The sequence below is a fragment of the Micromonospora hortensis genome (assembly GCF_022230935.1).
GTDB lineage: Bacteria > Actinomycetota > Actinomycetes > Mycobacteriales > Micromonosporaceae > Micromonospora > Micromonospora hortensis.
Genome location: NZ_JAKKFE010000005.1, coordinates 91,841 through 118,642 on the forward strand (window position 1 = coordinate 91,841; position 26,802 = coordinate 118,642).

General features: G+C 71.9%; 24 protein-coding genes. 14 read left to right on the top strand and 10 right to left on the bottom strand.

All coding sequences use genetic code 11. The features are described from left to right. Window positions 1-56: 56 nt before the first annotated feature. Both NIE111_RS03210 and NIE111_RS03215 read right to left on the bottom strand, forming a co-directional pair. On the bottom strand, window positions 57-1,460 hold the full coding sequence (locus NIE111_RS03210) for a HAMP domain-containing sensor histidine kinase (RefSeq protein ID WP_238682950.1): 1,404 nt from the start codon (window positions 1,458-1,460) through the stop codon (window positions 57-59). 29 nt (window positions 1,461-1,489) lie between these two features. After that, window positions 1,490-2,179, bottom strand: a complete 690-nt coding sequence (locus NIE111_RS03215; protein WP_091401712.1) for a response regulator transcription factor — start codon at window positions 2,177-2,179, stop codon at window positions 1,490-1,492. Window positions 2,180-2,252: 73 nt separating this feature from the next. On the opposite strand from NIE111_RS03215, the gene NIE111_RS03220 reads away from it, so the two are divergent. Further along, a complete protein-coding gene (locus NIE111_RS03220; RefSeq protein WP_238682951.1) occupies window positions 2,253-3,173 on the top strand; it encodes an ADP-ribosylglycohydrolase family protein in 921 nt (306 codons plus the stop codon). Between the two features lie 239 nt (window positions 3,174-3,412). Here the strand turns inward: NIE111_RS03220 and NIE111_RS03225 are convergent, their stop codons facing one another. Further along, complete coding sequence (locus tag NIE111_RS03225; RefSeq protein ID WP_238682952.1) at window positions 3,413-4,357, bottom strand: DUF1775 domain-containing protein; 945 nt, start codon at window positions 4,355-4,357, stop codon at window positions 3,413-3,415. Window positions 4,358-4,545: 188 nt separating this feature from the next. Between NIE111_RS03225 and thrS the strand changes: the two genes are divergently transcribed. Then, complete coding sequence (gene thrS / locus NIE111_RS03230; RefSeq protein ID WP_238682953.1) at window positions 4,546-6,555, top strand: threonine--tRNA ligase; 2,010 nt, start codon at window positions 4,546-4,548, stop codon at window positions 6,553-6,555. Window positions 6,556-6,756: 201 nt separating this feature from the next. Here the strand turns inward: thrS and NIE111_RS03235 are convergent, their stop codons facing one another. Then, on the bottom strand, window positions 6,757-7,485 hold the full coding sequence (locus NIE111_RS03235; protein ID WP_238682954.1) for a D-Ala-D-Ala carboxypeptidase family metallohydrolase: 729 nt from the start codon (window positions 7,483-7,485) through the stop codon (window positions 6,757-6,759). Window positions 7,486-7,661: 176 nt separating this feature from the next. Here NIE111_RS03235 and NIE111_RS03240 point away from each other — a divergent pair, with 176 nt between their 5' ends. After that, on the top strand, window positions 7,662-8,174 hold the full coding sequence (locus tag NIE111_RS03240) for an HIT family protein (protein WP_196930193.1): 513 nt from the start codon (window positions 7,662-7,664) through the stop codon (window positions 8,172-8,174). A 49-nt stretch (window positions 8,175-8,223) separates the two neighbouring features. Here NIE111_RS03240 and NIE111_RS03245 read toward each other — a convergent pair whose 3' ends face one another. Then, complete coding sequence (locus tag NIE111_RS03245) at window positions 8,224-8,718, bottom strand: hypothetical protein (protein ID WP_238682955.1); 495 nt, start codon at window positions 8,716-8,718, stop codon at window positions 8,224-8,226. Between the two features lie 86 nt (window positions 8,719-8,804). Here NIE111_RS03245 and NIE111_RS03250 point away from each other — a divergent pair, with 86 nt between their 5' ends. Both NIE111_RS03250 and NIE111_RS03255 read left to right on the top strand, forming a co-directional pair. Then, entirely contained in the window at window positions 8,805-9,863 is a 1,059-nt protein-coding gene (locus NIE111_RS03250) for an aldo/keto reductase (protein ID WP_238682956.1), read from the top strand. 239 nt (window positions 9,864-10,102) lie between these two features. Further along, the gene (locus NIE111_RS03255) at window positions 10,103-11,083 is read left to right on the top strand and encodes an alpha/beta fold hydrolase (protein ID WP_238682957.1); all 981 of its coding nucleotides are present in this window, start codon (window positions 10,103-10,105) and stop codon (window positions 11,081-11,083) included. A 107-nt stretch (window positions 11,084-11,190) separates the two neighbouring features. Here NIE111_RS03255 and NIE111_RS03260 read toward each other — a convergent pair whose 3' ends face one another. Then, the gene (locus NIE111_RS03260; protein WP_238682958.1) at window positions 11,191-13,347 is read right to left on the bottom strand and encodes an elongation factor G-like protein EF-G2; all 2,157 of its coding nucleotides are present in this window, start codon (window positions 13,345-13,347) and stop codon (window positions 11,191-11,193) included. 249 nt (window positions 13,348-13,596) lie between these two features. On the opposite strand from NIE111_RS03260, the gene pgsA reads away from it, so the two are divergent. The 8 genes from pgsA to NIE111_RS03300 all read left to right on the top strand — a co-directional run bounded on the left by pgsA (window position 13,597) and on the right by NIE111_RS03300 (window position 20,489). Then, on the top strand, window positions 13,597-14,226 hold the full coding sequence (gene pgsA / locus NIE111_RS03265; protein ID WP_238682959.1) for a phosphatidylinositol phosphate synthase: 630 nt from the start codon (window positions 13,597-13,599) through the stop codon (window positions 14,224-14,226). Window positions 14,227-14,272: 46 nt separating this feature from the next. Further along, on the top strand, window positions 14,273-15,205 hold the full coding sequence (locus NIE111_RS03270) for a phosphatidylinositol mannoside acyltransferase (protein WP_238682960.1): 933 nt from the start codon (window positions 14,273-14,275) through the stop codon (window positions 15,203-15,205). Window positions 15,206-15,221: 16 nt separating this feature from the next. Continuing rightward, window positions 15,222-16,382 (top strand): glycosyltransferase family 4 protein, encoded by a 1,161-nt coding sequence (locus tag NIE111_RS03275; RefSeq protein WP_238682961.1) that lies wholly within the window; start codon window positions 15,222-15,224, stop codon window positions 16,380-16,382. 81 nt (window positions 16,383-16,463) lie between these two features. Further along, window positions 16,464-16,967, top strand: a complete 504-nt coding sequence (locus NIE111_RS03280) for a hypothetical protein (protein WP_238682962.1) — start codon at window positions 16,464-16,466, stop codon at window positions 16,965-16,967. Window positions 16,968-17,115: 148 nt separating this feature from the next. After that, on the top strand, window positions 17,116-18,033 hold the full coding sequence (pdxS, locus tag NIE111_RS03285; RefSeq protein WP_266303041.1) for a pyridoxal 5'-phosphate synthase lyase subunit PdxS: 918 nt from the start codon (window positions 17,116-17,118) through the stop codon (window positions 18,031-18,033). Window positions 18,034-18,109: 76 nt separating this feature from the next. Further along, window positions 18,110-18,715, top strand: coding sequence for a pyridoxal 5'-phosphate synthase glutaminase subunit PdxT (pdxT, locus tag NIE111_RS03290; protein WP_238682963.1), 606 nt, complete (start codon window positions 18,110-18,112; stop codon window positions 18,713-18,715). Between the two features lie 284 nt (window positions 18,716-18,999). Continuing rightward, window positions 19,000-19,752, top strand: a complete 753-nt coding sequence (locus tag NIE111_RS03295) for a YebC/PmpR family DNA-binding transcriptional regulator (protein WP_238682964.1) — start codon at window positions 19,000-19,002, stop codon at window positions 19,750-19,752. Between the two features lie 122 nt (window positions 19,753-19,874). Next, window positions 19,875-20,489 carry a ribonuclease FAU-1 family protein gene (locus tag NIE111_RS03300; protein WP_238682965.1) on the top strand — a complete coding sequence of 205 codons (615 nt, stop codon included), beginning with the start codon at window positions 19,875-19,877 and terminating at the stop codon, window positions 20,487-20,489. 12 nt (window positions 20,490-20,501) lie between these two features. Here NIE111_RS03300 and NIE111_RS03305 read toward each other — a convergent pair whose 3' ends face one another. Then, window positions 20,502-21,479 (bottom strand): helix-turn-helix domain-containing protein, encoded by a 978-nt coding sequence (locus tag NIE111_RS03305; protein WP_238682966.1) that lies wholly within the window; start codon window positions 21,477-21,479, stop codon window positions 20,502-20,504. 253 nt (window positions 21,480-21,732) lie between these two features. On the opposite strand from NIE111_RS03305, the gene NIE111_RS03310 reads away from it, so the two are divergent. Continuing rightward, entirely contained in the window at window positions 21,733-22,761 is a 1,029-nt protein-coding gene (locus NIE111_RS03310; RefSeq protein ID WP_238682967.1) for a helix-turn-helix domain-containing protein, read from the top strand. Window positions 22,762-22,832: 71 nt separating this feature from the next. On the opposite strand, the gene NIE111_RS03315 is transcribed toward NIE111_RS03310, so the two are convergent. The 3 genes from NIE111_RS03315 to NIE111_RS03325 all read right to left on the bottom strand — a co-directional run bounded on the left by NIE111_RS03315 (window position 22,833) and on the right by NIE111_RS03325 (window position 26,756). Then, complete coding sequence (locus NIE111_RS03315; RefSeq protein WP_238682968.1) at window positions 22,833-24,626, bottom strand: carbohydrate binding domain-containing protein; 1,794 nt, start codon at window positions 24,624-24,626, stop codon at window positions 22,833-22,835. A 178-nt stretch (window positions 24,627-24,804) separates the two neighbouring features. Next, complete coding sequence (locus NIE111_RS03320) at window positions 24,805-25,866, bottom strand: ABC transporter permease (RefSeq protein WP_238682969.1); 1,062 nt, start codon at window positions 25,864-25,866, stop codon at window positions 24,805-24,807. Continuing rightward, window positions 25,863-26,756, bottom strand: a complete 894-nt coding sequence (locus NIE111_RS03325; RefSeq protein WP_112583369.1) for an ABC transporter ATP-binding protein — start codon at window positions 26,754-26,756, stop codon at window positions 25,863-25,865. Before NIE111_RS03325 ends, NIE111_RS03320 begins: the two co-directional genes overlap by 4 nt. Window positions 26,757-26,802 lie beyond the last annotated feature (46 nt).

Sequence of the window (26,802 nt, forward strand, 5' to 3'; positions counted from 1 at the left end):
GTTAACCGCGATCTAAGGAAGACTTGCGCCGGCGCACAGCCCCGGGTTCGGCCGGGTCAGTCGTCGGTGGGGCGCTGGCGGGGCCAGCGACGTCCGGTGGCCTTCGTGTCGCGGGCGTCGCGGGCCATCCGACCGACCAGACCGAAGCGGCTGACCTGCCGGGGCGTCGCCTCCGGGTCGGCGAGCAGCATCACCACGCTGGCGCCGCCCAGCCGGGCGCGGTCGATGCTCACCGAACCGTTGGCCTGCAACGCGACCCGTTTGGCGATGTCCAGCCCGAGCCCGGTCGAGCCCTGGTCACTGGTGCCCCGGCGCAGCGCCCGGTCCGGGTTGGCGATGCCGGGGCCGGCGTCGTCGATCCGGATCGCCACGTAACCGTCGCGCCGGGACACCGCCACCTCGAACGCGGTGCCCTGCGGGGTGTAGCGGAAGACGTTGCCGATCACCGCGTCCAGCGCGGCGGCCAGTTCGGCCCGCGGCACCGGCGCCGGGATGCGCAGCTGGGCGCCGTTGACCCGGTGCGGCCGGTTCTGGTCGCCGGCCAACGCCGCCCAGAACACCATCCGGTCCCGGACCACCTCGCTGACGTCGCACATCGCCGGCCCGGCCTCGAGCGCCACCGTCTTACGGGTGGTCTTGATCAGCACGTCGATCTCACCCTCCAGGGTGACGATCGCCTGCCGGATCCGCCGGATCCCGCGCAGCCTGTCCAACTCCGCCGGGCTGAACGAACCCACGCTGGTGTCGTCGGACTCCAACGCCTCCGCGTCCAACCGCAGCACCGTCAACGGGGTACGCAGACGATGCGACAGGTCGGCCACGAGCTCCCGCTCGTCGGTCCGGGCGGCGTCCAGGCGGTCGGCCATCCGGTTGAAGGCGTACCCGGCCTCGGCCAGCTCGCGCGGACCGGTCGGCTCGACGCGTACGCCGAGGTCGCCGTCGCCGATGGAGAGCGCGGCCTTGACCAGACCGCGGGTGGAGTCCACCGCGCGGGCGGCGACCCGGTCGACCACCAGCACCGCCGCGCCGGCCATCGCCGCACCGACAGCGAACAGCAGCAACCAGGTGCCGCCGGCGCCCTCGCCCAGCGTCGACTCCGGAAGGAAAACCTCGACCACTGCCGTCCGGTCACCGAGGACGACCGGGTCGAGCCGGGCCACACCCCCGTCGACGTCGACGACCAACGACTGGCGCTCGGAGCGGGCCCGGTCCAGGTCGCTGCCGCTGGCCCGACCAGCGGACTCGTCCAACCCCAACCCGTGCACCACGGGCCGGGTGGGTGCGCCCTCGGCGCTGGCCACCACGGCACGCTCGACGACCGCCGGGTCGGTGCTCACCGCCAGCGCGCCGGTCACCAGGGCGCTGCGCCGCGCCGCGTCGGCGATCGCCTCGTCCCGGCTCTGCTCCCGCAGGCTGAGCCCGAGCGGGATCAGGAACGCGAGCGCCACGAGACTGCACATGCCGGCCGTGAGCAGGGCCAGCGCCGTCCTCAGTCCGGTGCCACCAGCCGGAATCCGACCCCCCGCACGGTGCGCAGGTAGCGCGGCTTCGCCGCGGACTCGCCCATCTTTCTGCGGAGCCAGTACAGGTGAACGTCGATGGTCTGATCCTCGCCGACCGATGGCTGCCGCCATACCTCCTCCAAGAGTTCCCGGCGGGACACTACCCGCCCAGGTCGTGCGGCGAGATACGCCAACAGGTCGAATTCCTTGCGGGTCAGCGCCAGCGGCTCCCCGTCGAGCTGGGCGCTGCGCTCGCCCACGTCCACCCGCAGCCCGCCGACGCTGTGCACCGCGGGTTGCACGGACCGACTGGCCCGGCCGGCCCGGCGCAGCACTGTGGTGATCCGGGCGTCCAGGTGCGCCCCGGTGAACGGCTTGACCATGTAGTCGTCGGCGCCGGCGCGCAGCAGCTTGACCACCGACTGCTCGTCGTCGCGGGCGGTGGCGATGATGATCGGAACGTCGGTGATGCCGCGCAACATCCGCAGCGCGTCCGAGCCGTCCAGGTCGGGTAGGCCGAGGTCGAGCACCACCAGGTCGGGTGTCTCCGCGGCGACCCGACGCAGGGCGTCCAACGCCGTACCCACGGCGTGCACGGCATGCCCCCGGTCGGTGAGGGACCGCAGCATCGCGCCGCGTACGACGTGATCGTCTTCGACCAGGAGCACGGAGGCCACGACAAGACCGTACTTGGCCTGGCAAGTTGATCGCGTTGCGGCGTGCCTGGCGACCGGGCAAGCTGGTACGACGATGTCGTTCACCCTGTTCGCCGATGCCCGCCTGGCGCTCGCCCGGGACAGCCTCGCCGGTCTCTCCACCGGCGACGCGCTCGGCGCGCAGTACTTCCTGCCGGGGCCGGCGCCAGTGGATCTCGCCGCCGACGCGCTGCCGCCGGCGCCCTGGGAATGGACCGACGACACCGAGATGGCCTGCTCGGTCCTCGCCCAGTTGGCCGACTCCGGTGGCATCGACCGGGACCGGCTGGCCCTCTCCTTCGCCGAGCGACGCACTGAGCGCAGAGGCTACGGCGCGGGCGCGATGCTCATCCTGGGGTTGATCCGTGACGGCACCCCGTGGCCGCTGGCCGCCGCCTCCGCCTTCGACGGGCAGGGCTCCTGCGGCAACGGTGCGGCGATGCGGGTCGGCCCGCTGGGCGCGTACTTCGCCGACTCGACAGCGCGCGCCGCGGCACAGGCCCGCGCGTCCGCCGAGGTGACGCACGCGCACCCGGAGGGGATCGCCGGCGCGATCGCCGTCGCCGTCGCCGCCGCGCTGGCGTCCCGGGCCCGCCTCGACGGGCACCGGCCGGCCCCGGAGCGGTTGCTCGCCGGGATCGCCGCCGCACTCGACCCGGGCACCGAGGTGCACCGCTGCGTACACCGGGCTGCCGGGCTGCTCGGCCGGCCGTTGCCCAGGGTGGTGGAGGCGCTCGGCAACGGCTCCCGGGTGACCGCCCAGGACACCGTCGCGTTCACCCTCTGGGTGGCCGCCACCCACCTCGACGACTATCCGGCGGCCATCGAGACGTGCGTACGGGCCGGCGGGGACGTGGACACCACCGCCGCCATCGCCGGAGCGGTGGTGGCGGCGCACACCGGCGTCGGCACCCCGGGCGGGGTGCCCGAACAGTGGCTGGCCGCCCGCGAGCCGCTACCTACCTGGCTCCCCTGACGCCCCGGGCTACCTGGCTCCCCTGACGCCCCGGGCTACCTGGCTCCCCTGACGCCTCGGGCTGCCCTGCCTGCGTCGGGGCTGCCCTGCCTGCGTCGGGCATGATCGACTCGGCTTCCCGCAAATCGGGTCATCCGGGCGACGGGGACGCCGCGGTTCCCTGAAAGCCGAGTGGATCACCGCTAGATCGGGCTGTCCGGGCGGAGGGGACGCCACGGTTCCCCGGGAACCCGCGATGATCACCGCGATGCTGCGGGAACAGCGGGCTGCGGGTCGCTGGGCTGCGGGTCGCTGGCCTGCGGGTCGGCGGATTGCGGGTCGGTGGGCGTCGGGTCTGGCGTCGCGGTGTCGTTCCCGCGGCCGGTTATCTCGGCCAGCGTCGCGGCCTCGTCCGGGCCGCCGGTCACCTCGGCGAGCGCGCTGGCCTCGTCCGGGTCGCGTCGGCGCCAACGGCTGACCAGCCAGCCGATCGCCGCGCCGCCACCGAGCCCGGCCAGCAGGCCGGCGGCCAACATCCCGTCGGCGCTGCCCTCGTCGGCACTGCCCGATCGGGCCGGCGGCGCGGCGTCCACGCCGTTCTGCGCGGCGGGCGGCGCGCCGGCCGCCGGGCCGGCATGCCCGCCGTGTGCGGCCGGACCCGCCGCGCCGGGCGCCGCCGGCAGCAGGGCGAGCGTCGGGGCCCGGTGCGGGCCGGTGGCGTCCGCCCACCGGACCACGGTGCCATCGGCGTACGTCTGGACGACCTCGAAGGTGAGCCGCTCGGCCTGCGGCATCGGCCCCATGGAGAGCGCCAGCCGAGCCGGGCCGGGGTCACTCTTACCGACCCGGACCCAGGTCACCGCTGTCGTCACGGTGCTCACCCCGGAGGAGTGGATACCGGCCACCGGCTTGTCCAGGGTGCGGGAGCTGATCCGGGGCGCCCAGCCGTTCACCGACATGGGGTAGACCTCGGCGATCGGCGCGTCGGCCGGCAGCCGGACCTCGATCTGGTTGGTCTTCGTGCCGGCCCGTTCCTCCGGAACGCTGAGCTCCAGCCGTACCGCCTCGCCCTGCCGGGCCTCGGTCGGGGTGGTCGTCACGTCCGCCGCGTACGCCGTGCCAGGCCAGAGCAGCAGCCCAGCGGCGGTCACCGCGGTCGCCGCCACGATCCGCCGCAGACGGCCACCGCCGTACGTGCTCGCCATCTCGTGCCCCCATCCGTGTCGACGCGGCCGGCACCGGTTTCCGGCCACACCTTCTAGTTCGGCTGCGAGGCGCGAAAGGTTCAACGTCGGCGGTAAGGAGGTGCCCTTCCCGGTCGCGGGCGGGGCGACCGATAGCATCGGCAGGAGCCGAGGATCGGCACCGTTTCGTACCACTTGGAGGAGTCACCGTGTCCGCACCCCGTACCCCCGCCGTGGCCGACCCCGTCGTCGTCGCCGCCGGGACCACGGCGGCCGACGCGGTGGCCGCGGCCGGACTGCCCGCGAACGGCCCCAAGGCGATCGTCGTGGTCCGCGACCCCGAGGGTCAGCTGCGCGACCTGGACTGGGCGCCGGCCGAGGAGACCGTTGTCGAGCCGGTCAGCCTGGATTCGCCCGACGGGCTCAACGTGCTGCGCCACTCCACCGCGCACGTCCTCGCCCAGGCCGTGCAGGACATCTTCCCCGAGGCCAAGCTGGGCATCGGTCCGCCCATCGAGAACGGCTTCTACTACGACTTCGACGTCGAGAAGCCGTTCCAGCCGGATGACCTCAGCAAGCTCGAGAAGCGCATGCAGGAGATCATCAAGTCCGGGCAGCGGTTCCGTCGCCGCCGCTTCGGCAGCCTGGACGAGGCGCGCTCGGAGTTGGCCGACGAGCCGTTCAAGCTGGAGTTGATCGAGGTCAAGGGCGAGGGCCTGGACACCGACGAGGTGATGGAGGTGGGCGGCGGCGAGCTGACCATCTACGACAACCTCGACGCCAAGGAGGACAAGGTCTGCTGGTCGGACCTGTGCCGGGGTCCGCACCTGCCGACCACCCGACTGATCGGCGCGTTCAAGCTCATGCGCTCCGCCGCCGCGTACTGGCGGGGGTCGGAGAAGAACCCCCAACTGCAGCGGGTGTACGGCACCGCGTGGCCGACCCGCGACGAGCTCAAGGCGTACCTGAAGCTGTTGGAGGAGGCCGCCCGGCGCGACCACCGCAAGCTCGGCGCGGACCTCGATCTGTTCAGCTTCCCCGACGAGATCGGCTCCGGCCTGGCGGTCTTCCACCCCAAGGGCGGCATCATCCGCCGCGAGATGGAGCACTATTCGCGCCAGCGGCACGAGGCGGCGGGGTACGAGTTCGTCAACACCCCGCACATCACCAAGGCGCAGCTGTTCCAGACCTCCGGTCACCTGCCGTACTACGCGGACACCATGTTCCCGCCCATGCAGCTCGAGGGCGCGGATTACTACCTCAAGGCGATGAACTGCCCGATGCACAACCTGATCTTCAGGTCGCGCGGGCGGTCGTACCGGGAGCTGCCGCTGCGGATGTTCGAGTTCGGCACTGTCTACCGGTACGAGAAGTCCGGGGTCGTGCACGGCCTCACCCGGGTTCGCGGCCTGACCCAGGACGACTCGCACATCTACTGCACCCGTGAGCAGATGGCCGGCGAGCTGTCCACGCTGCTCAGCTTCGTGCTCGACCTGCTGCGCGACTACGGCCTGGACGACTTCTACCTGGAGCTGTCGACCCGGGACGACTCGCCCAAGTTCATCGGGGCCGAGGAGGACTGGGCCGAGGCCACCGAAGCGCTGCGGACCGCCGCGGCGACCTCCGGTCTGGACCTGGTGCCCGACCCGGGCGGCGCGGCGTTCTACGGGCCGAAGATCTCCGTGCAGGCCCGTGACGCCATCGGCCGGACCTGGCAGATGTCCACCATCCAGGTCGACTTCAACCAGCCGGAGCGGTTCGCGTTGGAGTACCAGGCCGCCGACGGCAGCCGGCAGCGGCCCGTGATGATCCACCGTGCGTTGTTCGGGTCGATCGAGCGGTTCTTCGGGGTGCTCACCGAGCACTACGCGGGTGCCTTCCCGGCCTGGCTGGCGCCGGTGCAGGTGGTCGGCATTCCGATCCGCGAGGACCACACCGACTACCTGCACGGCTTCGTCGCGGCGCTGCGCGCCGAGGGCATCCGGGCGCAGGTGGACGCGGGTGACGACCGGATGCAGAAGAAGATCCGGACGGCGCAGCAGCAGAAGATCCCGTTCATGGTGATCGCCGGCGACGACGACGTGGCTGCCGGCACTGTCTCCTTCCGCTACCGCGACGGCTCCCAGCGCAACGGGGTGCCGGTCGCCGAGGCGGTGACCCACGTGCTGGACGTGGTCAGCTCACGGACCAACATCGGTCCGTCCGCCGCCGCCGAGTAGCGGAGTCCCCCCGCGCTCCGCGTGCCGCGGCCTGCTCGCCGCATGATCGTGCTCGATCCAGGAAGTAGTGGCCTCCCCGGTGCTGGAGGCCACTACTTCCATGTTCGAGCGCGATCTTCGCCGGGAGGCCCGCGCGGGAGGGACCGGCGCCGGGAGGCCCGCGCGGGAGGGACCGGCGCCGCGAGGCCCGCGCGCGGGGTGTCAGATGCCGCAGTTGGGCGCTGACCAGCCTCCGACCGCCGCCACGTGGGTGTGGTCGTTGTGGTCGGGGTAGCCGGGGCCGAGGATCTGCCCGAAGCCGTGGTTGCGGGCCTGCTGCGCCAGCCGGCAGAAGGACGGAGAGCCGACCAGGTCCACCCCGTCGCCGTACAGGTGCCTGCTGTTCGACGCGCCGCCCACGGCGCTGTTGCAGGCGTAGCTGCGGAAGCTGCTGCTGATCGCGATGGACACGTCGCCGAGGGCGTGCCGCATGGCCTGGAGCTTCCACATCGAGACGAGCGCGTTGAACCGGGCGGTGCTCGCCGAGACCGCGCCGCCGGACCAGTCGCTGTTGCACTTGTTCAGTTCGGGGTAGCTGAAGTTGGCCGGGGTGCAGTCGTCGTCCTGGAGGGCGTAGAGCCGGTTGAACGTCTGGGGGCCGGCGATGCCGTCGGCGGGCAGCCCGTACGCCTGCTGAAAGCGGATCACCGCCGATCGGGTGGCCGGGCCGTACGCGCCGTCGAGGGTGAGCACCGCGCCGTAGCCGGGGTAGCCGGCGACCCGGATCTGGAGTTGTCGGACATCCTCGCCGGACGCCCCCTGGGACAGGGTGCGTCCCCAGGTGTAGCAGCCGTCCGCCTGGGCCGCGCCGGCAGTGAGGGTGACGCCGGCCACTGTGGTGGCGGCGGTCAACGCCAGTGCCGCGAGGAACCTGCCGAGCCGTCGGAACATGGAGCCCTCCATCAATGCATGGAAGTACGTGGATGCATGGAAGTTTCACGCTTCGGTTTTGATCCGTCAAGAACTTGCAGTCCCGGGTTTCCCGAAGGCGGGTGTCGCGGCGTGCCCGCGGGGCTCCGTAGGATCGGCTCGTGACAGGGGCGGAACGGCACACGGACAGTGACGGCATGGCGGACGGCCTGGAGCGGCTCTGGACGCCGCACCGGATGACCTACATCTCCGGCGAGGACCGCCCGGCCGAGGGCTACGAGAAGCCGACCGGGTGCCCCTTCTGCCGGGGGCCGAAGCTGCCCCCGGAGGAGAGCCTGGTGGTGGCCCGGGGCGAGCACGTCTTCGTGGTGCTCAACCTCTACCCGTACAACCCGGGGCACCTGTTGGTGTGCCCCTACCGGCACGTCGCCGACTACACCGACCTGGACGTGCCGGAGACCACCGAGCTGGCGTCGTACACCCAGACCGCCATGCGGGTGATCCGCAAGGTCAGCAACGCCCACGGCTTCAACCTGGGCATGAACCAGGGCGGGGTGGCCGGCGCCGGCATCGCCGCGCACCTGCACCAGCACGTGGTGCCGCGCTGGGGCGGCGACGCGAACTTCATGCCGGTGATCGGCCGCACCAAGGTCCTGCCGCAGCTGCTCGGCGACACCCGCGACCTGCTCGCCCGCGCCTGGCCGTCCTGACCGCCGCCGGCCGCGCCGCGCCGGTCGCGCGGCCTCCACACCGGTCCGGCTAGTCGGCGCGCAACAGCGGGGTCAGCTCCGACCAGCTCTCCACCCGGCGTACGCGGGGCAGCAGCGCGGCGTGTGCCGCGACCTCGGCCTTGCGGGGCCGGAACAGGAAGCGGTGCGGCACCGAGTCGAGATAGCCGAGCACCTCCAGCTTGTCGTCCACGAAGTGGGTCAGGCCGAGGCGCCCGGCGATCGGCGCCTTGTCCGGTCGGGTGCGGCAGAAGTGCACCCGCTCGACCGGGATGCCGGTGCGGGCCGGAAAGTCGTGGTGGGCCAGCCACTCCCGGGTACGCCGCTCGGTGGCCTCCCCGCACTTGGACACCAGGTGTACCTCGTCGAACGTCGGGCCGAGCGCCGCGAGCGCGTCGAACGCCCCGACGACGGCCGGGGTACGCAGGTAGTGCGCGCCGAAGAACGACGTGTCCGCGTCGTCGTCGGCCGGCTCGATGATCACTCCACCGATGTCCACCCCGAGCCGTCGCATGGCGTTGATCATGCCGCACCGTTACCGTCTCCGTGCACCCCCGTGTCCGCCCGCGGATCTGCTACGCCCCGGCCCGCCGAAGGTGGCACGATCGGCCGATGGCAGTCACGACACGGGTGTTGGGGCGCAGCGGCATCGAGGTCAGCGCCCTCGGCATGGGGTGCTGGGCGATCGGCGGGCCCTGGGCGGAGGGCACCCAGCCGCTGGGCTGGGGTGCGGTCGACGACGACGAGTCGGTGCGGGCGGTACGCCGGGCACTCGACCTGGGCATCACGTTGTTCGACACCGCCGACACGTACGGGGCCGGGCACGGTGAGCGGGTGCTCGGTCGTGCGCTCGCCGGTCGCCGCGACGACGCCGTGATCGCGACCAAGTGGGGTTACACCTTCGACGAGGCCGGCCGGCAGGCCACCGGCGAGGACGCCTCGCCCGCGTACCTGCGCAGTGCCGTGACCGCCTCACTGCGCCGGTTGGACACCGACCGGATCGACCTCTATCAGCTGCACCTGGCCGACCTGTCGGCGCCGAGGGCGCAGGCGCTGATCGGGACCTGCGAGGACCTGGTGGCCGAGGGCCTCATCCGCGCGTACGGGTGGAGCACCGACCGCCCCGACCGGGCCGCCGCGTTCGGGCACGCCGCCGCCGGCGCCACCGCCGTGCAACACGCCCTGTCGGTGCTGCGTGACGCCCCCGAGCTGCTCGCCGTCTGCGACAAGTACGACCTGGCCAGCGTCAACACCGGTCCACTCGGGATGGGGCTGCTCACCGGCAAGTACACGGCCGCGTCGACGCTGCCCCGCGACGACGTACGCGGGCTGGCCCCGGGCTGGTTGGAGTGGTTCCGGGGCGGCCGGCCGGCACCGGAGTGGCTGCGCCGGGTCGGCGCGGTCCGTGCCGCGCTCACCGCCGACGGGCGCACCCTCGCCCAGGGCGCGTTGGGCTGGATCTGGGCGCGCAGCGGCCGCACCATCCCGATCCCGGGCTGCCGTACGGTCGCCCAGGTCGAGGAGAACGCCGCAGCCCTGCACCGGGGCCCGCTGCCGGCGGACCAGTTCGTTGAGGTGGAGCGTCAGCTCGCCGCCGTCCGCACCGCGGCCCTGCGCGACGCCGACCGCCCCCACTGGCCCCGCCCGACCCACCCCACCGTCCACCCCTGAGGGCTGTGCCGGCCGGAGCTCTGCGGGCGCCGCGAAGGCCGGATGGCAGCCGGGCTGAGGTCGTCGCCTGCCCGGTCCGATGGCCGTCCCGGCCATCGGACGCAAGCGCAGGAAATTAGATCCCATCGGTCATTCCCGATCGACCATCGGGCATCCATGACCTTGGCGCAATCCTGCATCTACCTGAAATCGGCAAGGATGCATGTCACATCTAGAGAACTGGAGCATGCGTGTCTTCGATGAACAGAAGGAAGCTGATCGCGCTCGGCGCCGGCGCGGTCGCCGCAGTGGCGACCGGCACCGCGGCACAGGCCGCACCGTCCACCGACGGTGCACAGGCCGCCGCCCCGGCCGCCGCCGACCTCGCAGCCACCCTTCCGGGGGGGTTCACGAGCAGGTACGCGGAGGTCAACGGAGTCCGGCTGCACTATGTCGCCGGTGGGCGTGGGGCGCCCCTGATCCTGCTGCACGGCTGGCCGCAGACCTGGTGGGAGTACCACAAGGTGATGCCGGCGCTGGCCACCCGATACCGCGTGATCGCCGTCGACCTGCGCGGTGCCGGCGGCTCCAGCAAGCCGGCGTCCGGGTACGACAAGAAGACCTTGGCGGCAGACATCGCGGCGCTGGCCAGGGCGCTGGGCTACACCAAGGTGAACGTCGTGGGTCACGACATGGGGTCGATGGTCGCCTACAGCATGGCGGCGAACCACCCCACGGTCGTCAACAAGATCGCCATGCTGGACGTGGAACACCCGAACAGCAACTACTACGAGTTCCGGATGCTGCCGGCGCCGGGTGCCCCGTTCCACCCCTGGTGGTTCGCCTTCAATCAGGTGTCACAGCTGCCGGAGCAGCTCATCACGGGCCGGTCCCGCTTCCTCGTCGACTGGATGTTCGACAACCTCCTGGTCAACAAGCAAGCCATAAGCGATTTCGACAGGGCCGTCTACGCCCAGGCGTATTCAACTCCGGACGCCATCCGGGGCGGCAACGGCTGGTACAAGGCGCTGGGCCAGGACATCGTCGACAACGAGACGTACGCGCCGGTGACCGTCCCGGTCCTAGGTATCGCCCACGACATCTTCTACCCGAGCTTTGCCGCGACGCTCAGCCAGCAGGCCACCAACGTGCAGCTGGTACAGATCGCCAACACCGGGCACTACTTCGTGGAGGAGCAGCCCCAGGTGCTCATCCAGCACCTGAGGTCGTTCTTCGGCTGAGCGGGCCGAGCTGAGGTTCCGGGCGGGCCGGGTGGGCGACGGCCGATCGAGCTGTCTCCCACCCGGCCCGCACTCCGCCGAATGCTGTTCGCGGCACGGCGTGGGGGTCAGGCGGTGTGTTCCTTGCGGGTCTGGTCGGCCAGGTGGGCGGGCATGGGGTCGTGGCGGACGAAGTGACGGCGGAAGGTGCCGGTGCCGGCCGTCATGGAGCGCAGCTCGACGGCGTACCGAAGCAGCTCGGTGGCCGGCACCTCGGCGCGGACGAGGGTGCGGCCCTCGGTGTCCGGGTCCGGTTCGGTGCCGAGCACCCGGCCGCGTCGGCCGGACAGGTCGCCCATCACCGTGCCCACCGAGCCGTCCGGAACCCGGATGGTGACCTCGTCGATCGGCTCCAGCAGGGCCGGCTGGCCGCGCTCGGCGGCGTCGCGCAGCGCCAGCGCGCCGGCGGTCTGGAAGGCCGCGTCGGAGGAGTCGACACTGTGCGACTTACCGTCGACCAGGGTCACCCGCAGGTCCACCACTGGGTGCCCGGCGACCAGCCCGCGCTCCAGTTGGGCACGGACGCCCTTCTCCACGGATGGGATGTAGGTGTGCGGCACCGCGCCGCCGACCACCCGGTCGACGAACTCGAAGCCACTGCCGCGGGGTAGCGGCTCGACCTCGATGTCGCAGACCGCGTACTGGCCGTGGCCGCCGGACTGCTTGACGTGGCGACCGTGCCCCTTCGCGGGCACCGTCAGCGTCTCGCGCAGCGACACCTTGACCGGCTCGGTGTCCAGCTCGACGCCGCCGGCGCGCAGCCGGTCGAGCACCACGTCCGCGTGTGCCTCGCCCATGCACCAGAGCACCAGTTGATGGGTCTCCGGGTTGCGCTCCAGCCGCAGCGTGGGGTCGCCGGCGACCAGGCGGGCGAGGTTGCGGGCCAGGGCGTCCTCGTCGGCGCGGCTGCGGGCGGCGATCGCCACCGGCAGCAGCGGCTCCGGCATCTCCCAGGGGGCGATCAGCAGCGGGTCGTCAGTGGTCGAGACGGTGTCGCCGGTCTCGGCGCTGCCCGACTTGGTGATCGCGCAGATGTCACCGGCCACGCAGAGCGACACCTCCCGCAGTGTGGCGCCCAGCGGGGTGAAGATGTGCCCGACCCGCTCGTCGGCGTCGTGGTCGGGGTGCCCGCGTTCGGCCATTCCGTGCCCGGAGACGTGCACCCTCTGGTCGGGGCGCAGCGTGCCGGAGAAGACGCGGACCAGCGAGACCCGGCCGACGTGGCGGTCGATGGTGGTCTTGACGACCTCGGCGACCAGCGGCCCGGCCGGGTCGCAGCTCAGCGGCGGACGCGGCGAGCCGTCCACGCCGGTCACCGCCGGCAGCTCGTGCTCCAGCGGCGACGGGAACGCGGCGGTCAGCACCTCCAGCAGCACGTCCAGCCCGACACCGGTCTGGGCGCAGACCGGCACCACCGGGTAGAAGTGGCCCCGGGCGACGGCCTTCTCCAGGTCGTCGATGAGCACCTCGTCGCCGATCTCCTCGCCGTCGAGGTAGCGGTCCATGAGGGTCTCGTCCTCGCTCTCGGCGATGATCCCCTCGATCAGCTCGTCGCGGGACTCGTCGATGGCCCGCTGGTGCTCCGGGTCCGGGTCGCGGACGTCGGCGGGCAGCCCGGCGCTGTAGTCGAAGACCCGACGGGTGATCAGGCCGAGCAGCCCCTCGGTGGAGACCCCGTCGTCGCCGAGCATCGGCAGGTAGAGCGGCATCACGTTGTCGCCGAAGAGGCGTTGGCAGAGCGCCACCGTCTCGTCGACGTCGGCGCGGGGCTGGTCCAGTCGGGCCACCGCGACCGCGCGGGGCATGTCGACGGCGGCGCACTCCTCCCAGAGCGCCACGGTGGCCGCGTCCATGCCGCCCGCGGCGGAGACCACGAAGAGCGCGGCGTCGGCGGCTCGCAGCCCGGCGCGCAGCTCGCCGACGAAGTCGGCGTACCCGGGGGTGTCCAGCAGGTTGACCTTGATGCCGTTGTGCAGCAGCGGCGCGCAGGACAGGCTGACCGAGCGCTGCTGACGTACGGCGGCGGGGTCGTGGTCGCCCACTGTGGTGCCGTCGACGACGGTGCCGGCGCGGCCGATCGTGCCGGTCGCGGCGAGCAGGGCCTCGACCAGTGTGGTCTTGCCCGCCCCGGAGTGCCCGACGAGCACCACGTTGCGAACCCGCTCGGGCTCGGTGACCACCGGCGTGCCGCCGGTGGAACCCTTCTCGTGACTCTTCTGCGCCATGGGGCGCACCTCCCTCAGCCGGTGGTGGTGGCGACCGCCGCGCGACGGGTAGCGGCCCGGGGCGAGTGCGCGGCGATATCCTCCGGTGGTCTGCTGCACAGCGGGAACGGGACGGGCGGACGGGTGAGCTGGCTCACCTCCCGGCTCGATCTCACACCCGTTGCCGGGTAGGCACAAGCCTCCCCCGGGCGGGTCGGCGGTACCGTCCGTATCGCCGGAGCTGGGCGGACCGTTATCGTGGGGACCGCCATGGCGAAGATCTTCCAAGTGTCGGCCCGCGCGGGGATGACCCGCGTCGTCGAGCCGATTGCCCGCGCCCTGCTGCGCGCGGGCGTCACCCCCAATGCCGTCACCGTCGCGGGCACCGTTGGTGTGCTCGTCGGCGCGCTCGGCTTCGGTGCCCGCGGCCACCTGGTCGCGGGCGCGTTGATCGTCACCCTGTTCGCGCTCACCGACCTGCTCGACGGGACGATGGCCCGGATGAGCGGCGGCTCCACCAAGTTCGGCGCGTTCCTCGACTCAAGCATGGACCGGGTCGCCGACAGCGCCGTCTTCGGCGCGGTCGCGTACTGGCTGGCCACGCAGGGCAACTACTCCGGGGTGGCCGCCGCGTTGGTGTGCCTGGCTGCCGGCAGCCTGGTGTCCTACGTCAAGGCCCGTGCCGAGGGGCTCGGCATGACCTGCAACGTGGGCATCGCCGAACGCACCGAGCGACTGCTCATCGTCGGGGTCGGCGGGATCCTCACCGGTGTCGGTCTCGATCCGGCCCTGGAGATCGCGCTCTGGCTGCTCGCCGCCGTGTCGATCTTCACGGTGGGGCAGCGGATGACGCACGTCTACCGCCAGGCCCAGCAGCTCCAGCCGGACGGCCAGGCGTGAGTGGCGTGCCGGCGACCCGGCGTCGAACGACCGGCGGCCGAGTCGCGTGAACCTCACCGAGCTGGGCTACATCGCCGGGTGGCGGGTGGTCCGCGCGCTACCCCGGCCGTTGGTGGCGGCGGCGTTCCAGGCGGGCGCGGACCGCGCCCACCGCGCCGGCGGCGGGGGTACGGCCCGACTGCGCGCGAACCTGCGTCGGGTGGTCGGCCCGGAGCTGCCCGACGCCGAGTTGGACGATCTCGTCAAGCGCGGGTTGCGCTCGTACGCCCGGTACTGGATGGAGGCGTTCCGGCTGCCCGCCCTGAGCCGGTCGCAGATCCTGTCCGGTTTCCGGCTCGACGGCGCCGAGCTGCTCGCCGCCGACGTGGCCGCCGGTCGGGGCGCGGTGGTGGCCCTGCCGCACGCCGGTAACTGGGATGCCGCGGGCGCCTGGGTGGCGGCCACCGGTTGGCCGATCACCACCGTGATGGAGCGGCTCAAGCCGGAGGGCGTCTACAAGCGTTTCCTGGCCTTCCGGGCGAGTCTGGGGATGGAGATCCTGCCGACCCACGGGGGGCCGCGTCCGGCGTTCGACGTGCTGCTGGACCGGGTGCGGGCCGGTGCTGTGGTGCCGCTGCTGGCTGACCGGGACCTCTCCGCCCGCGGCGTGGAGGTGGACTTCTTCGGCGGGAAGACCCGGATGCCCGCCGGGCCGGCGCTGCTCGCGCTGCACACCGGCGCGCCGCTCTACGTGGCCTCGCTGTGGTACGAACCGGACGCCGCCCGCGCCTCGCTGGCTGGTCCGTTGCCGGTGCCGGGCCCCGAGGCGGGACCGCTGGACCAGCGGGTCCGGTCGCTGACCCAGCTGATCGCCGACGGTCTGGCGGCGGGTATCGCCCGCCATCCGGAAGACTGGCACATGTTGCAGCGGATGTGGCTGGACCAGGCGAGGTCGGGGGAGGGCGCGGCGCTGCCCTCGTCGGCCTCCGGCCCGGCCTGAGGAGGTGGGCTGACGGATGCGGATCGGCATCGTGTGCCCGTACTCCTTCGACGTGCCCGGTGGGGTGCAGAACCACGTCATGGACCTCGCCGAGGCGCTGATCGCGCTGGGCCACGAGGTCAGCGTGCTCGCGCCGGCCGACGAGGACTCGCCGCTGCCGGAGTACGTGGTGTCCGCCGGGCGGGCCGTCCCGCTGCCGTACAACGGTTCGGTGGCCCGGATCGCGTTCGGCCCGGTGTCGACCGCCCGGGTGCGGCGGTGGATCACCAACGGCGACTTCGACGTGCTGCACGTACACGAGCCGCTCACGCTGAGTCTGTCGCTGCTGGCCGTGCTCTCCGCCCGTGGCCCGGTGGTGGCCACGTTCCACACCGCGATGACCCGGTCACGGGTCCTCGCCGCCGCGCAGGGTGTGCTCCAGATCGTGTTGGAGCGGATCACGGCCCGGATCGCGGTGAGCGCGCTGGCCCGCAAGGTGCAGGTCGAGCACATGGACGGCGGTGCGGTGGAGATCCCCAACGGGGTGGCGGTGGCCAAGTTCGCCGACGCCGAGCCGTTGCCGGGCTGGCCGGGGGAGTGCGCGGTCGGCACCGGCGGCACGCTCGGCTTCCTGGGCCGGTTCACCGAGGCACGCAAGGGCTTCCCGGTACTGCGCGACGCTTTCGTGGCGCTGGCCGCCACCCGGCCCGGTCTGCGGTTGCTCGTCGCCGGCCCGGGTGACCCCGACGACCTGTTCGACCAGTTCCCCGCCGAACTGCACGAGCAGATCACGTTCCTCGGCCTGGTCAGCGAAGCGGACAAGGCGCGCATGCTGCGCAGTGTGCACCTCTACGTCGCGCCGAACACCGGGGGTGAGTCGTTCGGCATGATCCTCACCGAGGCCCTCGCCGCGGGTACGACTGTCATCGCCAGTGACCTGGACGCGTTCCGGCGGGTCCTCGACGGTGGGCGGGCGGGTCGGCTCTTCCCCACTGGCGACCCGGTGGGGCTGCGTGACGTGCTGGCCGAGCTGCTGGACGACCCGGCCGCGCGGGCCACGCTGAGTGCCTGCGGCGATCAGGTGGTCGCGAATTTCGACTGGCCGGTGGTTGCCCGCCGCGTTCTGGAGGTATACGCAGCGGCGATCGAGGCAACCGACGGGCGGGTCATCGACCAGGAATGGGTGGGGCTGAGCTGAGCCGGTGTGACGGATGGTGCGGCGGTGACCGGCGGGACCGGTCCGGCCGCGCCCAATCGGACGAAACGGAGCAGCACTACGATGCCGCACATGTGGTGGGTGGTGGCCGCGAGCGTGGTCGTGGGGCTGGTCGCGGCGTACCTCATCTGGACCGCCGGCCGGGTGGAGCGACTACAGGCTCGCGCGGAGCTGGCGGCGCGGGCTCTCGACGCCCACCTGCTGCGCCGCGCGGCGGCAGCCGCGGTCCTGGCTGAGCGGCGTTTCGGCGTCGAGCTGTACGCGGCGGCCCGGATCGCCCTGGACGCCAGCCCGGACGAGCGGGAGGCGGCCGAGAACGACCTCACCCGCCAGTTGCGCGGCGTCCAGTTGGACCCGGGCGACCCGGACTGCGTGGCGGTCATCGCCGCGAGTCGTCGGCTCGCGTTGTCCCGGCAGGTGCACACGGATCTGGTCCGGGACGCCCGCTCGGCGCGCAGCCGGCCGCTGGTGCGCCTGTTGCGGATGGGGCGGGGCCGGGATTGGCCGCGCTACTTCGACATCGACGACCCGACCCTCGTCGTGCCGGCGGACGTCCCCGCCGCCTGACGTCCTGCTCCCGGATGGGCGCGGGCGAGCCGGTGACCAGCGCCACAGGGCAGGCCACCGGGGGTCTGATTGGCTGTCGGTGCGGCGTTGACCCACGCGTAGCATTTCCGCTGCCACCCCCAGGAGCCCCTCCAAGGAGCGATGACCCGTGCCCGAAAACACCGCCTCGAACACCGGTACCGCCCCCGTCGTCGGCACCGCCCGCGTGAAGCGCGGCATGGCCGAGATGCTCAAGGGCGGCGTGATCATGGACGTGGTCAACGCCGAGCAGGCCAAGATCGCTGAGGACGCCGGCGCCGTCGCGGTGATGGCCCTGGAGCGGGTGCCCGCCGACATCCGCGCGCAGGGTGGGGTGTCCCGGATGAGCGACCCCGACATGATCGACGGGATCATCGAGGCGGTCTCCATCCCGGTGATGGCCAAGGCCCGCATCGGTCACTTCGTGGAGGCGCGGATCCTCCAGTCGCTCGGCGTGGACTACGTCGACGAGTCCGAGGTGCTGACCCCGGCCGACTACGCGAACCACATCGACAAGTGGGCGTTCACGGTGCCCTTCGTCTGCGGCGCGACCAACCTGGGCGAGGCGCTGCGCCGGATCACTGAGGGGGCGGCCATGATCCGTTCCAAGGGTGAGGCAGGCACCGGTGACGTCTCCAACGCCACCACCCACATGCGGAAGATCCGCCAGGAGATCGCCCGGCTGTCCTCGCTGCCGGCCGACGAGCTGTACGTCGCGGCCAAGGAGTTGCAGGCCCCGTACGAGCTGGTCAAGGAGGTCGCCGAGAGCGGCAAGCTGCCGGTGGTGCTGTTCACCGCGGGTGGGATCGCCACGCCGGCCGACGCGGCGATGATGATGCAGCTCGGCGCGGAGGGTGTCTTCGTCGGTTCCGGCATCTTCAAGGCGGGCAACCCGGCTCAGCGGGCCGCCGCGATCGTCAAGGCGACCACGTTCCACGACGACCCGGACGTGCTGGCCAAGGTCTCCCGGGGCCTCGGCGAGGCGATGGTCGGCATCAACGTCGACGAGATCCCGCAGCCGCACCGCCTGGCCGAGCGCGGTTGGTGACTGTCGGCCCGTCAGGGCCGAGGACGGTCGACGCGCCCCGCCGCGGCGGCGTGACACGGAGAGGAACAGTGCGATCATGACGGCACCCGTGATCGGTGTGCTCGCGCTCCAGGGCGACGTTCGTGAGCACGTGGCGGCGCTGGCCGCGGCTGGCGCGGACGCTCGCCCGGTCCGCCGTCCGGCGGAGCTGGCCGCTGTCGGCGGTCTGGTCATCCCTGGCGGCGAGTCCACCACCATGAGCAAGCTCGCCGACATCTTCGAGATGCGCGAGCCGATCGACAAGCGGATCGCCGACGGCATGCCGGTGTACGGCTCCTGCGCCGGGATGATCATGTTGGCGACCGAGGTGCTCGACGGCCGACCCGATCAGCGCGGTTTCGCCGGCATCGACATGACCGTCCGGCGAAACGCGTTCGGCCGGCAGGTCGACTCGTTCGAGGCGCCGGTGACCGTCGTCGGGGTGCCGGGCGAGCCGTTCCACGCGGTGTTCATCCGCGCGCCGTGGGTCGAGCGCGTCGGTGCCGGCGTCGAGGTCATCGGGGTGGTGTCCGACGGCCCGGCCGCCGACCGGATCGTTGCGGTGCGACAGGGCAACCTGGTGGCCACCTCGTTCCACCCGGAGCTCACCGGTGACCTGCGGGTGCACGCGTACTTCGTGGACCTGGTCCGCGCCGCCTGCTGAATGGCGGCCGACCGCGCCGGGCTGTCCATGATGCTCGCCGCTGTCGTTTCCCGGATCCGGGGTTTTTTGTCCCGTCTGCCCTGGTCCGTCGGGGCCGGGCGGTAGTGCCGTGCGCGGTGCATGACAGGGACCCGGGGGACGTCGGTAGGATTGCGGAGATTCGGCAGGGCCATCTGCCCGCCACGGCTTCCACCAGAGCTGACCGGCACCTCCGCGTGCGCCGGCGGGAGCGGGGCGTGTGCGGTGCGGTCGATGCAGACGGCGGGTAGCAACGGAGGTAGAAGATGTCCGGCCACTCAAAGTGGGCGACGACCAAGCACAAGAAGGCCGTCATCGACGCCAAGCGCGGCAAGATGTTCGCCAAGCTGATCAAGAACGTCGAGGTGGCCGCGCGGATCGGCGGCGGCGACCCCACCGGCAATCCGACGCTCTTCGACGCCATCCAGAAGGCGAAGAAGAGTTCGGTGCCGAACGACAACATCGATCGCGCCGTCAAGCGTGGCTCCGGCCTGGAGGCCGGCGGCGCCGACTGGCAGACGATCATGTATGAGGGGTACGGCCCGAGCGGCGTGGCCATGCTCATCGAGTGCCTCACCGACAACCGCAACCGGGCGGCGACCGAGGTTCGGACCGCGCTGACCCGCAACGGCGGCTCGCTCGCTGATGCCGGCTCGGTGTCGTACATGTTCTCCCGCAAGGGCGTGGTGATCGTCCCCAAGGAGGGCACCAGCGAGGACGACGTGATGCTGGCCGTCCTGGACGCCGGCGCCGAAGAGGTCAACGACATCGGCGAGGCGTACGAGGTGGTCTCCGAGCCGACCGACCTGGTCCCGGTGCGCACGGCGTTGCAGGACGCCGGCATCGAGTACGAGTCGGCCGAGTCCTCCCTGATCCCCAGCGTCAACGTGCCGCTGGACGAAGAGGGCGCGCGCAAGATCTTCAAGCTGATCGACGTCCTGGAGGACTGCGACGACGTTCAGAACGTCTACGCCAACTTCGACGTCAGTGACGACGTGATGGCGGCGGTCGACGCCTGACCCCACCCCTTCCCCGCCTCACCCCGCCGCGATCTTGCACTTTCTGACCCGACAGACCGGGTCACGTGGCGCATATCGTCAACAGGAAGTGCAAGATCGCGGCGAGGGAGGGGTGCGGGGTGGTGGAACGGTTCGCGGTTGGCGACACAGTGGTACGGCGCGAGGTGCTGCGGGGTGAGGTCTGGTTCGGCTGCCCGACGATCTGCGTCGAGGACTCGCCTGACCTGCTCGCCCTCTACCTCCCCTCGGGGGCCGAGTTCGGCTTTCCGGACACTGGCGTCTTTCCCTGCGGGCGGCACCCGTGGGAGGCCGCCGGGCACCGCTCCTGGTCCGGGCACGGCAAGCTGATGCTGCAACGCCCCGGTGAGGCGCACTCGATCGACGTGTTCTGGACCGGGCCGGGGCGCGACTTCGCCGGCTGGTACTTCAACCTCCAGGACCCGGTGCGGCGTACCCCGATCGGGGTGGACACCCTGGACCACGAACTGGACCTGTGGTGGGCCGCGGACGCTGACCGCTACGTCTGGAAGGACGTGGAGATGTTCGCCCAGCGCCTCGTCGAGGGGCGCTACCCGGGCATGGGAGACGCCATCCAGGCCGAGGGTGACCGGATCGCCGCCCTGCTCGACGGGGGTGAGCGCTGGTGGGACCCGTCGTGGGCCACCTGGCAGCCCGACCCCGCCTGGATGGCGCCCCCACTGCCCGCCGGCTGGGATCAGGTGCCTCCCGCGCGCTGAGCGACGCCGACGTCAGTTCCCGGGCAGCGAGTTGACGAGGAACACCTGATCCGAGCCGCCGGTGCACGGCTCGACCAGCGCCGCGTCGGACACGTCGCTGTCGTCGTCGCGCAGGCCGACGCACAACTCGCTACGGTCGGGCCGGATGCGGTACGCGCCGGGCGTCGCCCCGGCCGGTTCGAAGTGGAACACCTGCTTCGGCCTGTCCGCGCTGCAATCCTTCTCGTTCCAGGGTTCGAGCAGGTCCCGGCCGGGATCCTCCTCGCGGATGGTGAGGCAGCCCTTCCCGAGCACCGGGTGGACCCAGTGGATGAAGAACATTCCGTCGGCCACCGGTTCCAGCGAGGTGTCCGGTGGGGTGGCCTCCGAGCAGGGCCGCTGGACCGCTATCTCCTTGGTGTACCTCCCGGTGCGGTCGCGACCCTCGGTGAGGCAGAGGTGCGGGCTGCGGACGGGGCGGATCTGGCTGAGCCCCGCGCTCGGAAAACGGGCACCGTCACCCGCCGATGCGGGGGCCTTTCCTTGCTCGTCGTCGCGTCGCTCGATCCAGAAGCCCACGCCGAGCGTGGCCAGCACGGCGGCGACGACGAGCAGCGCCAGCGGCGCGGGCCGCGCGAACCAACGTGGGCGGGCCGGGCCAGAGTGTGCCGGGGCCACTGTCGTGACAGCGTCGGCCGGCGGCGGGTCCGCCGCCGGCGACAGCGGGGCCAACTGACCAGCTGTGAGGCGGTGCCGGGCCCGTAACCACGTCTCGACCTGATCTCCCGCGCCGCAGGCCCGCACGAACGCGGCCACCACCTCGGGGCGCGGCAGTGTGGACCGGCGCAGGATGTCCGCCGCGGTGCTGCGGGCCAGCACGTCGCCCGTCGACGCGGCACGCTGCTCCAGTTGCCGGTAGGTGAGCCCCGACCGGTCCTTGAGCTGGCGCAGCATCTCGACGAATTCGGCCGGGTCGGACGCGTCGTCCGGGCGTAGCTCCCCCGTGGTCATCGTCCGATTCTCCAGACACCGTGCACGCGAGGGCAAATCGGCTCCCGGCGACTGTCCGAGATGGTCGGACAACATCCGGACATGCTGCCCTGAGCTGCCCGGACAGCCCGGCGCGGCGACCAGGGCATTGTCCTGGCCGACCGGGTTACCTAGCGTCTTTCCTCGAGGGCCGCGCCGCTGACCGGTGTACGGCCGATGGGCTCGCGCCGGCACGGGATCGGGCTCGACCACACCAACGACACGGGGAGATTCGATGGATGACGCTGTCCGGGATCCGGTGCCGCAGGCGGCCACGGCGGGGGAGTACGTGGCGTTGCTCAGGGAGGTGCGGCGGCGTTCCGGTCTGACCTATCGGGAGCTCGCCCGGCGAGCCTCGGCGGCCGGACACTGGCTGCCGCCGAGCACCCTCGCGACGATGCTGGGCCGGACGACGCTGCCTCGGGAACGCACGGTCGTCGCGCTGCTGGCCGCCTGCGGCACCCCGACGGTCGAGATCGGCAGGTGGCTGGAGACACGGCGGGACCTCGAGGCCCGCCTCGGCGAGCAGGGTCGAGGGGACACTGACGCGGCACCGACCCCGGCCGGCGCGTCCACTACCGTCGCTGCGGACATCCGGCCGAGCGTCGGCTCGGTTCCGCCGCGACCCCAAGCGCCGTGGCCGGCCCGTCGCTGGCTTCGGCTGGCGCTGCTGGCGGTGTTCGGCGTCCTGACGGTCGGGGCGACCGGGGCGCTGCGACCCCTCGTCCCTCCCACGGTGGGCAGCTCGCCGACCGTCGGATGCCCGGAGGTGCTGCGCCAGGGCATGTACGGCCCCTGCGTGCTGAGCCTCCAGGAGCACCTGGTGGCCGACGGACTCACCATCCCGGTCGACGGCTGGTTCGGCCCGGACACCACCAGCCGGGTGATGGTGGCCCAGGCGTTTGGCAGCCTGCCGGTCAGCGGCACCGCTGACGAGCGGTTGCTCGACGAGCTGGCGGGCGATCGCAAGGTGCCCGCCAGCTGGTCGGAGGACCGGATCGGCAAACATCTGCGGCGGACGTTCCCGGAGGACCCGGCCGGGGCGGTGCAGGTGGCGCGCTGCCTGTCCGGGCTGGACCCGTACCGGGTGGAGGTCGTCGAGGACGGATCGCGGCGCTGGGGGTTGTTCCAGTTCAGCGACATGGAGGTGTCCCGGTTCGGCGTCGACCGCCAGACGGCGCTGGACGCGGCCTGGAACATCAGGACGGCACGGGAGGTGTGGTCTCGTACCGGCGACTTCAGCCACTGGAACTGTGCCGCGTAGCGGTCACGCGTGACGCTCCCCGTCCGGTCCGCGAACCGGACGGGGAGCCCCCCGTTATCCCGACTGACGACTCACTGTCGCAGTCGGTTGGCGAAGACGTACGCCCCCACGGAACGGCCGGTGGCGAGCCCGGCGTCCGCGTCGAACCGATAGTGCACGCCGAGGTAGATCCGGCTCAGCGCGTTCTCCTCGGCGGCGTCGTCGAAGCCGGTCATGTGCCGGACCACACCCATGGCGTGCGGATCGTCAGTGGTGGCGTCGAAGGCGATCGCATCGGTGCCGAAGTACCTCTTCATCACCGCGGACCAGGCCCCCGCGAAGGTGGCGTGCCCGGAGATGTAGGCCGGGAACGCCGGCGTGTACGGCACCCCCTCGCGGGTCTTCGACAGCGGCTGCCAACCCTTGCCCTCCGTCGCCTCGATCGCCGTCACCGGCCGCCACAGGTCGATGGGCGTCTGGTATTTGGCGTCCCAGGCGGCGATGGCGGCGTCGGCGAGGGCGAGGGCGACCAGCCCGAAGAGCCGGGCGTTGGCCAGGATGCCGAGCTGACGCTGCTCCGACACGATCCGGGTGTGTGAGAAGAGTTGACCCGGTGGCTTGTACGTGCCCCCCAGGTCGTTGGCCCAGAAGAACGCGATCTGCGTCTGCTCCGGGGTCCGCAGCACCGACCCCTGACCGCCGTAGTCGCGGATCTCCTGCACCTGGGCGCGGTACTCCTGCTTGCCGAGCAGGTCGGCGTACCCGGTGGCGCCGGCCGGTAGGCCGGGCCGGAACTGCTGGCCCGAGGTGAGCGCGAACGGGGTCACCAGTCCCCAGTTCGGGCTGACCGCCGCCTTGCCGTTGGTCGGCCGCCACGCGCCGGGCACGTTCTCCTGCACCGGGTACGCGGTGTCGTTGCCGGAGCCGTCGTTGGCGCGGGCCTGGAGGTTGGCGGCCGCCGCCGCCGCGCCAACGGTGTCACCGCGCGCCTCCTCGGCGTCGTTCACGCCGGACGGCCGGCGCTCGACGGCACCGTTGAGGGCATCGGTGAAGGAACGACCGTGCCGGGTGTACAGGGCGGTCAGCACGTCGTACGCCGCCCGGTCGATGGCCGCGTGCAGGGACGGCGCCACGACGTTGTCCATGGTGCCCGGGTAGCTGACCGGCACTCGTACCCGGTAGGGGTTGCCGACCCCGGTGACCGAGACGGCGGCGTCGTGCATCGCCGCGTGCAGGATGGCGGCCTCGCGGGACGAGGAGGTGGGTGGCAGGTCCAGTGCCTTGTAGGTGGACAGCAGGACACCGTTCCAGTACAGGATCGGGTCGGCGGCCGGGTTCACGGCCAGCGGGGTGAGCGAGATGTTGTCCAACCGGACCGTCGAGGCGGTCTGCCCGCCGAAGTGGAACAGCAGCACCGCCTTCGGGTCGCCGAACGGGGACACGAAGTCGAAGGTGAACCGGCCCATCGAGGACGTCAGCGGGACGCTCTGGTCGACGGCGGAGGTGAAGGGCGTGTCCGCCCGGGAGACCGAGACGCGCAGGGAACGGCTGACGTCGGCCGCGGCGTCGAACTGCAACCGGTACGACTGCGCGGCCGTCACCCCGAACTCGAAGTGACCGACCAGGTCCTCCCAGACGGGCTTGCCCACCGTGGCGCTGGTGCGGACGCGCAGTTGCCCGGCGTTGACAGTGGTGCTGGTCGAGGCGAGCCGGGTCCACCAGGGTTGCGTGCTGCCGTTGTCGAACGTGCCGTTGAGGATGAGGTCACCCGGGGCCGCGGTGGCCGGCGCGGGGCGGACGAGGGCGGTGAGGGTGCTGGCGAGGGCGACCGCGAGCACGACGCTGAGCAGACGGCGCAGGTGCCGTGCGTTGATCGGTGGGGACATCGAGAGCCTTTCCGGTCCGGAAACCGGCGACGACCAGGTCGTTGCCGTGAGGATCGGCTCAACGTAGGAGTGTTCGCGCTGTTCACGGCCACCGAACAGCGCTCGGAACGGTGCCGTACGGCAGCGGGCGCCGGCGTCCGATCAGGACACCGACGCCCGCGCGGGGCCGAGGGCTGGCTCAGCCGATCGTCTCCCGCTCCCGCCAGGCGGTACGCAGCGAGGTCCGACCGTTGGTGCGCAGGAGCGACCCCTCGTACACCCGGGCCCCGGCGAGGAGGAACGCGCCGGCGGCGAGCACCAGGAGGACCAGTGAGACGATCGGCTCCCAACCGGCCGCGTCGCCGGTGAAGAGCCGCAGCGGCATGGCAGTGGGCGACGAGAACGGCAGGTACGACAGCACCCGCATCGCCGTGGCGTTGTCGTTCAGGAAGATCACCGCGAAGAACGGCAGCATGACGGCGAGCTGCACCGGCGTCGAGACGGCGGCGATGTCCTCCTGCCGGTTGGCCAGCGCGCCGGCCGCGGCCCACATGGCGGCGAGCAGCACGAAACCGATCAGGAAGAACGGCACGAACCAGCCGATCGCCGGGGCGAGCAGGCTGAGCAGACTTCCGCTGTCGCCGATCTGCAACCCGATCACCGCCACCACCGCGATCAGGGCGATCTGCGCGAACGCCAGGATGGCCCCGGCCACCACCTTCCCGGCCAGCAGGGCCCGGACCGGCACGGCGGCGACCAGGATCTCCACGATCCGGGTCTGCTTCTCCTCGATGACGCTCTGCGCGATCTGCACACCGAACGTCTGCGAGGTGATGAAGAAGACGAACGCGAAGACGAACGGCACCAGGAACGCCACCACCGGGTCGACCGCGTCCGGGTCGAGCAGACGGACCGTCGGCTGGGTGCTCAGGGCCTTCACCACGTCGTCCGGGGCGTCGTCCATGGCCAGGACGGCCGGTCCGGTGACCACCGCGGCGTCCACGTCGTCGTCGCGGACGGCCTGCTCGGCGGCCCGGTCGTCGGGGACGACCCGGACGTCCAGCCCGGCGGCGCGCAGCGGCGCGGCCAAGCTCTCGGTCACCGCCACCGTGGACGGCCCGCCGGAGAACAGCGGCGGCAGGATGGTGCCGGCCGCGGCGATCAACAGGAAGAACAGCGTGCCGAACAGGAAGGTGCGGTCGCGCAACTTGACCCGGATCTCGCGTTCGGCGACCAGCCGGGTGGCCTGGGTGACGTTCACTGGGTGACCTCTCGGAAGATCTCGGTGAGCGAGGGGCTGACCGGGCGGAAGGCGCGGACCGGGCCGCGCGCGAGGGCCGCCCGCAGCACTGGCTGTTCGTCGGTGCCGGCCGGCAGGTCGAAGACCACCCGCGCGCCGTCCAACTCGACCAGTGTCACGCCGGGGTGGTCGCGTACCCAGCCGGCGTCGTGCTCCACGACCAACTCGAAGCGGGGCACCGTGTACGAGTCGCGCAGCTGCTGCCGGCTGCCGGCGGCCCGGATCACCCCGTCCCCGATGATGACCAGGTCGTCGCAGAGGCGCTCGACGACGTCGAGCTGATGACTGGAGAAGAGCACCGGCGCGCCGGCCGAGGCCCGTTCCCGCAGCACGGCCACGACGGTCTCCACTGCCAGCGGGTCGAGGCCGGAGAACGGCTCGTCGAGCACCAGCACCTCGGGGTCGTGCACCAGCGCGGCGGCGATCTGGGCGCGCTGCTGGTTGCCCAGCGACAGCGTCTCCAGCAGGTCGTCGCCGCGCTCGCCGAGCCCGACCCGGTCCAGCAGCGCGTCGGTGGAACGTCGTGCCGCGGCGGCGTCCAGCCCGTGCAGCCGGCCCAGGTAGGCCACCTGCTCACGGGTGGTCATCTTGGGGTAGAGGCCCCGCTCCTCCGGCATGTAGCCGAAGCGCCGGCGGTCCTGCCGGGTCAGCGTGGTGCCGCCCCAGCTCACCTCACCCGCGTCGGGGGCGAGCACACCCAGGATGATCCGCATGGTGGTGGTCTTGCCGGCGCCGTTGGCGCCCACGAAACCGGTCATCCGGCCGGCGGACACCTCGAAGGACACGTTCCTGAGCACCTGACGGTCGCCGAAGCTGCGGTCGACGCCGTCGAGGCGAAGCGTTCTGGTCACGCACCCACGCTAGATCGATGACGCCGCCACGCCGTCCGCCCGACGG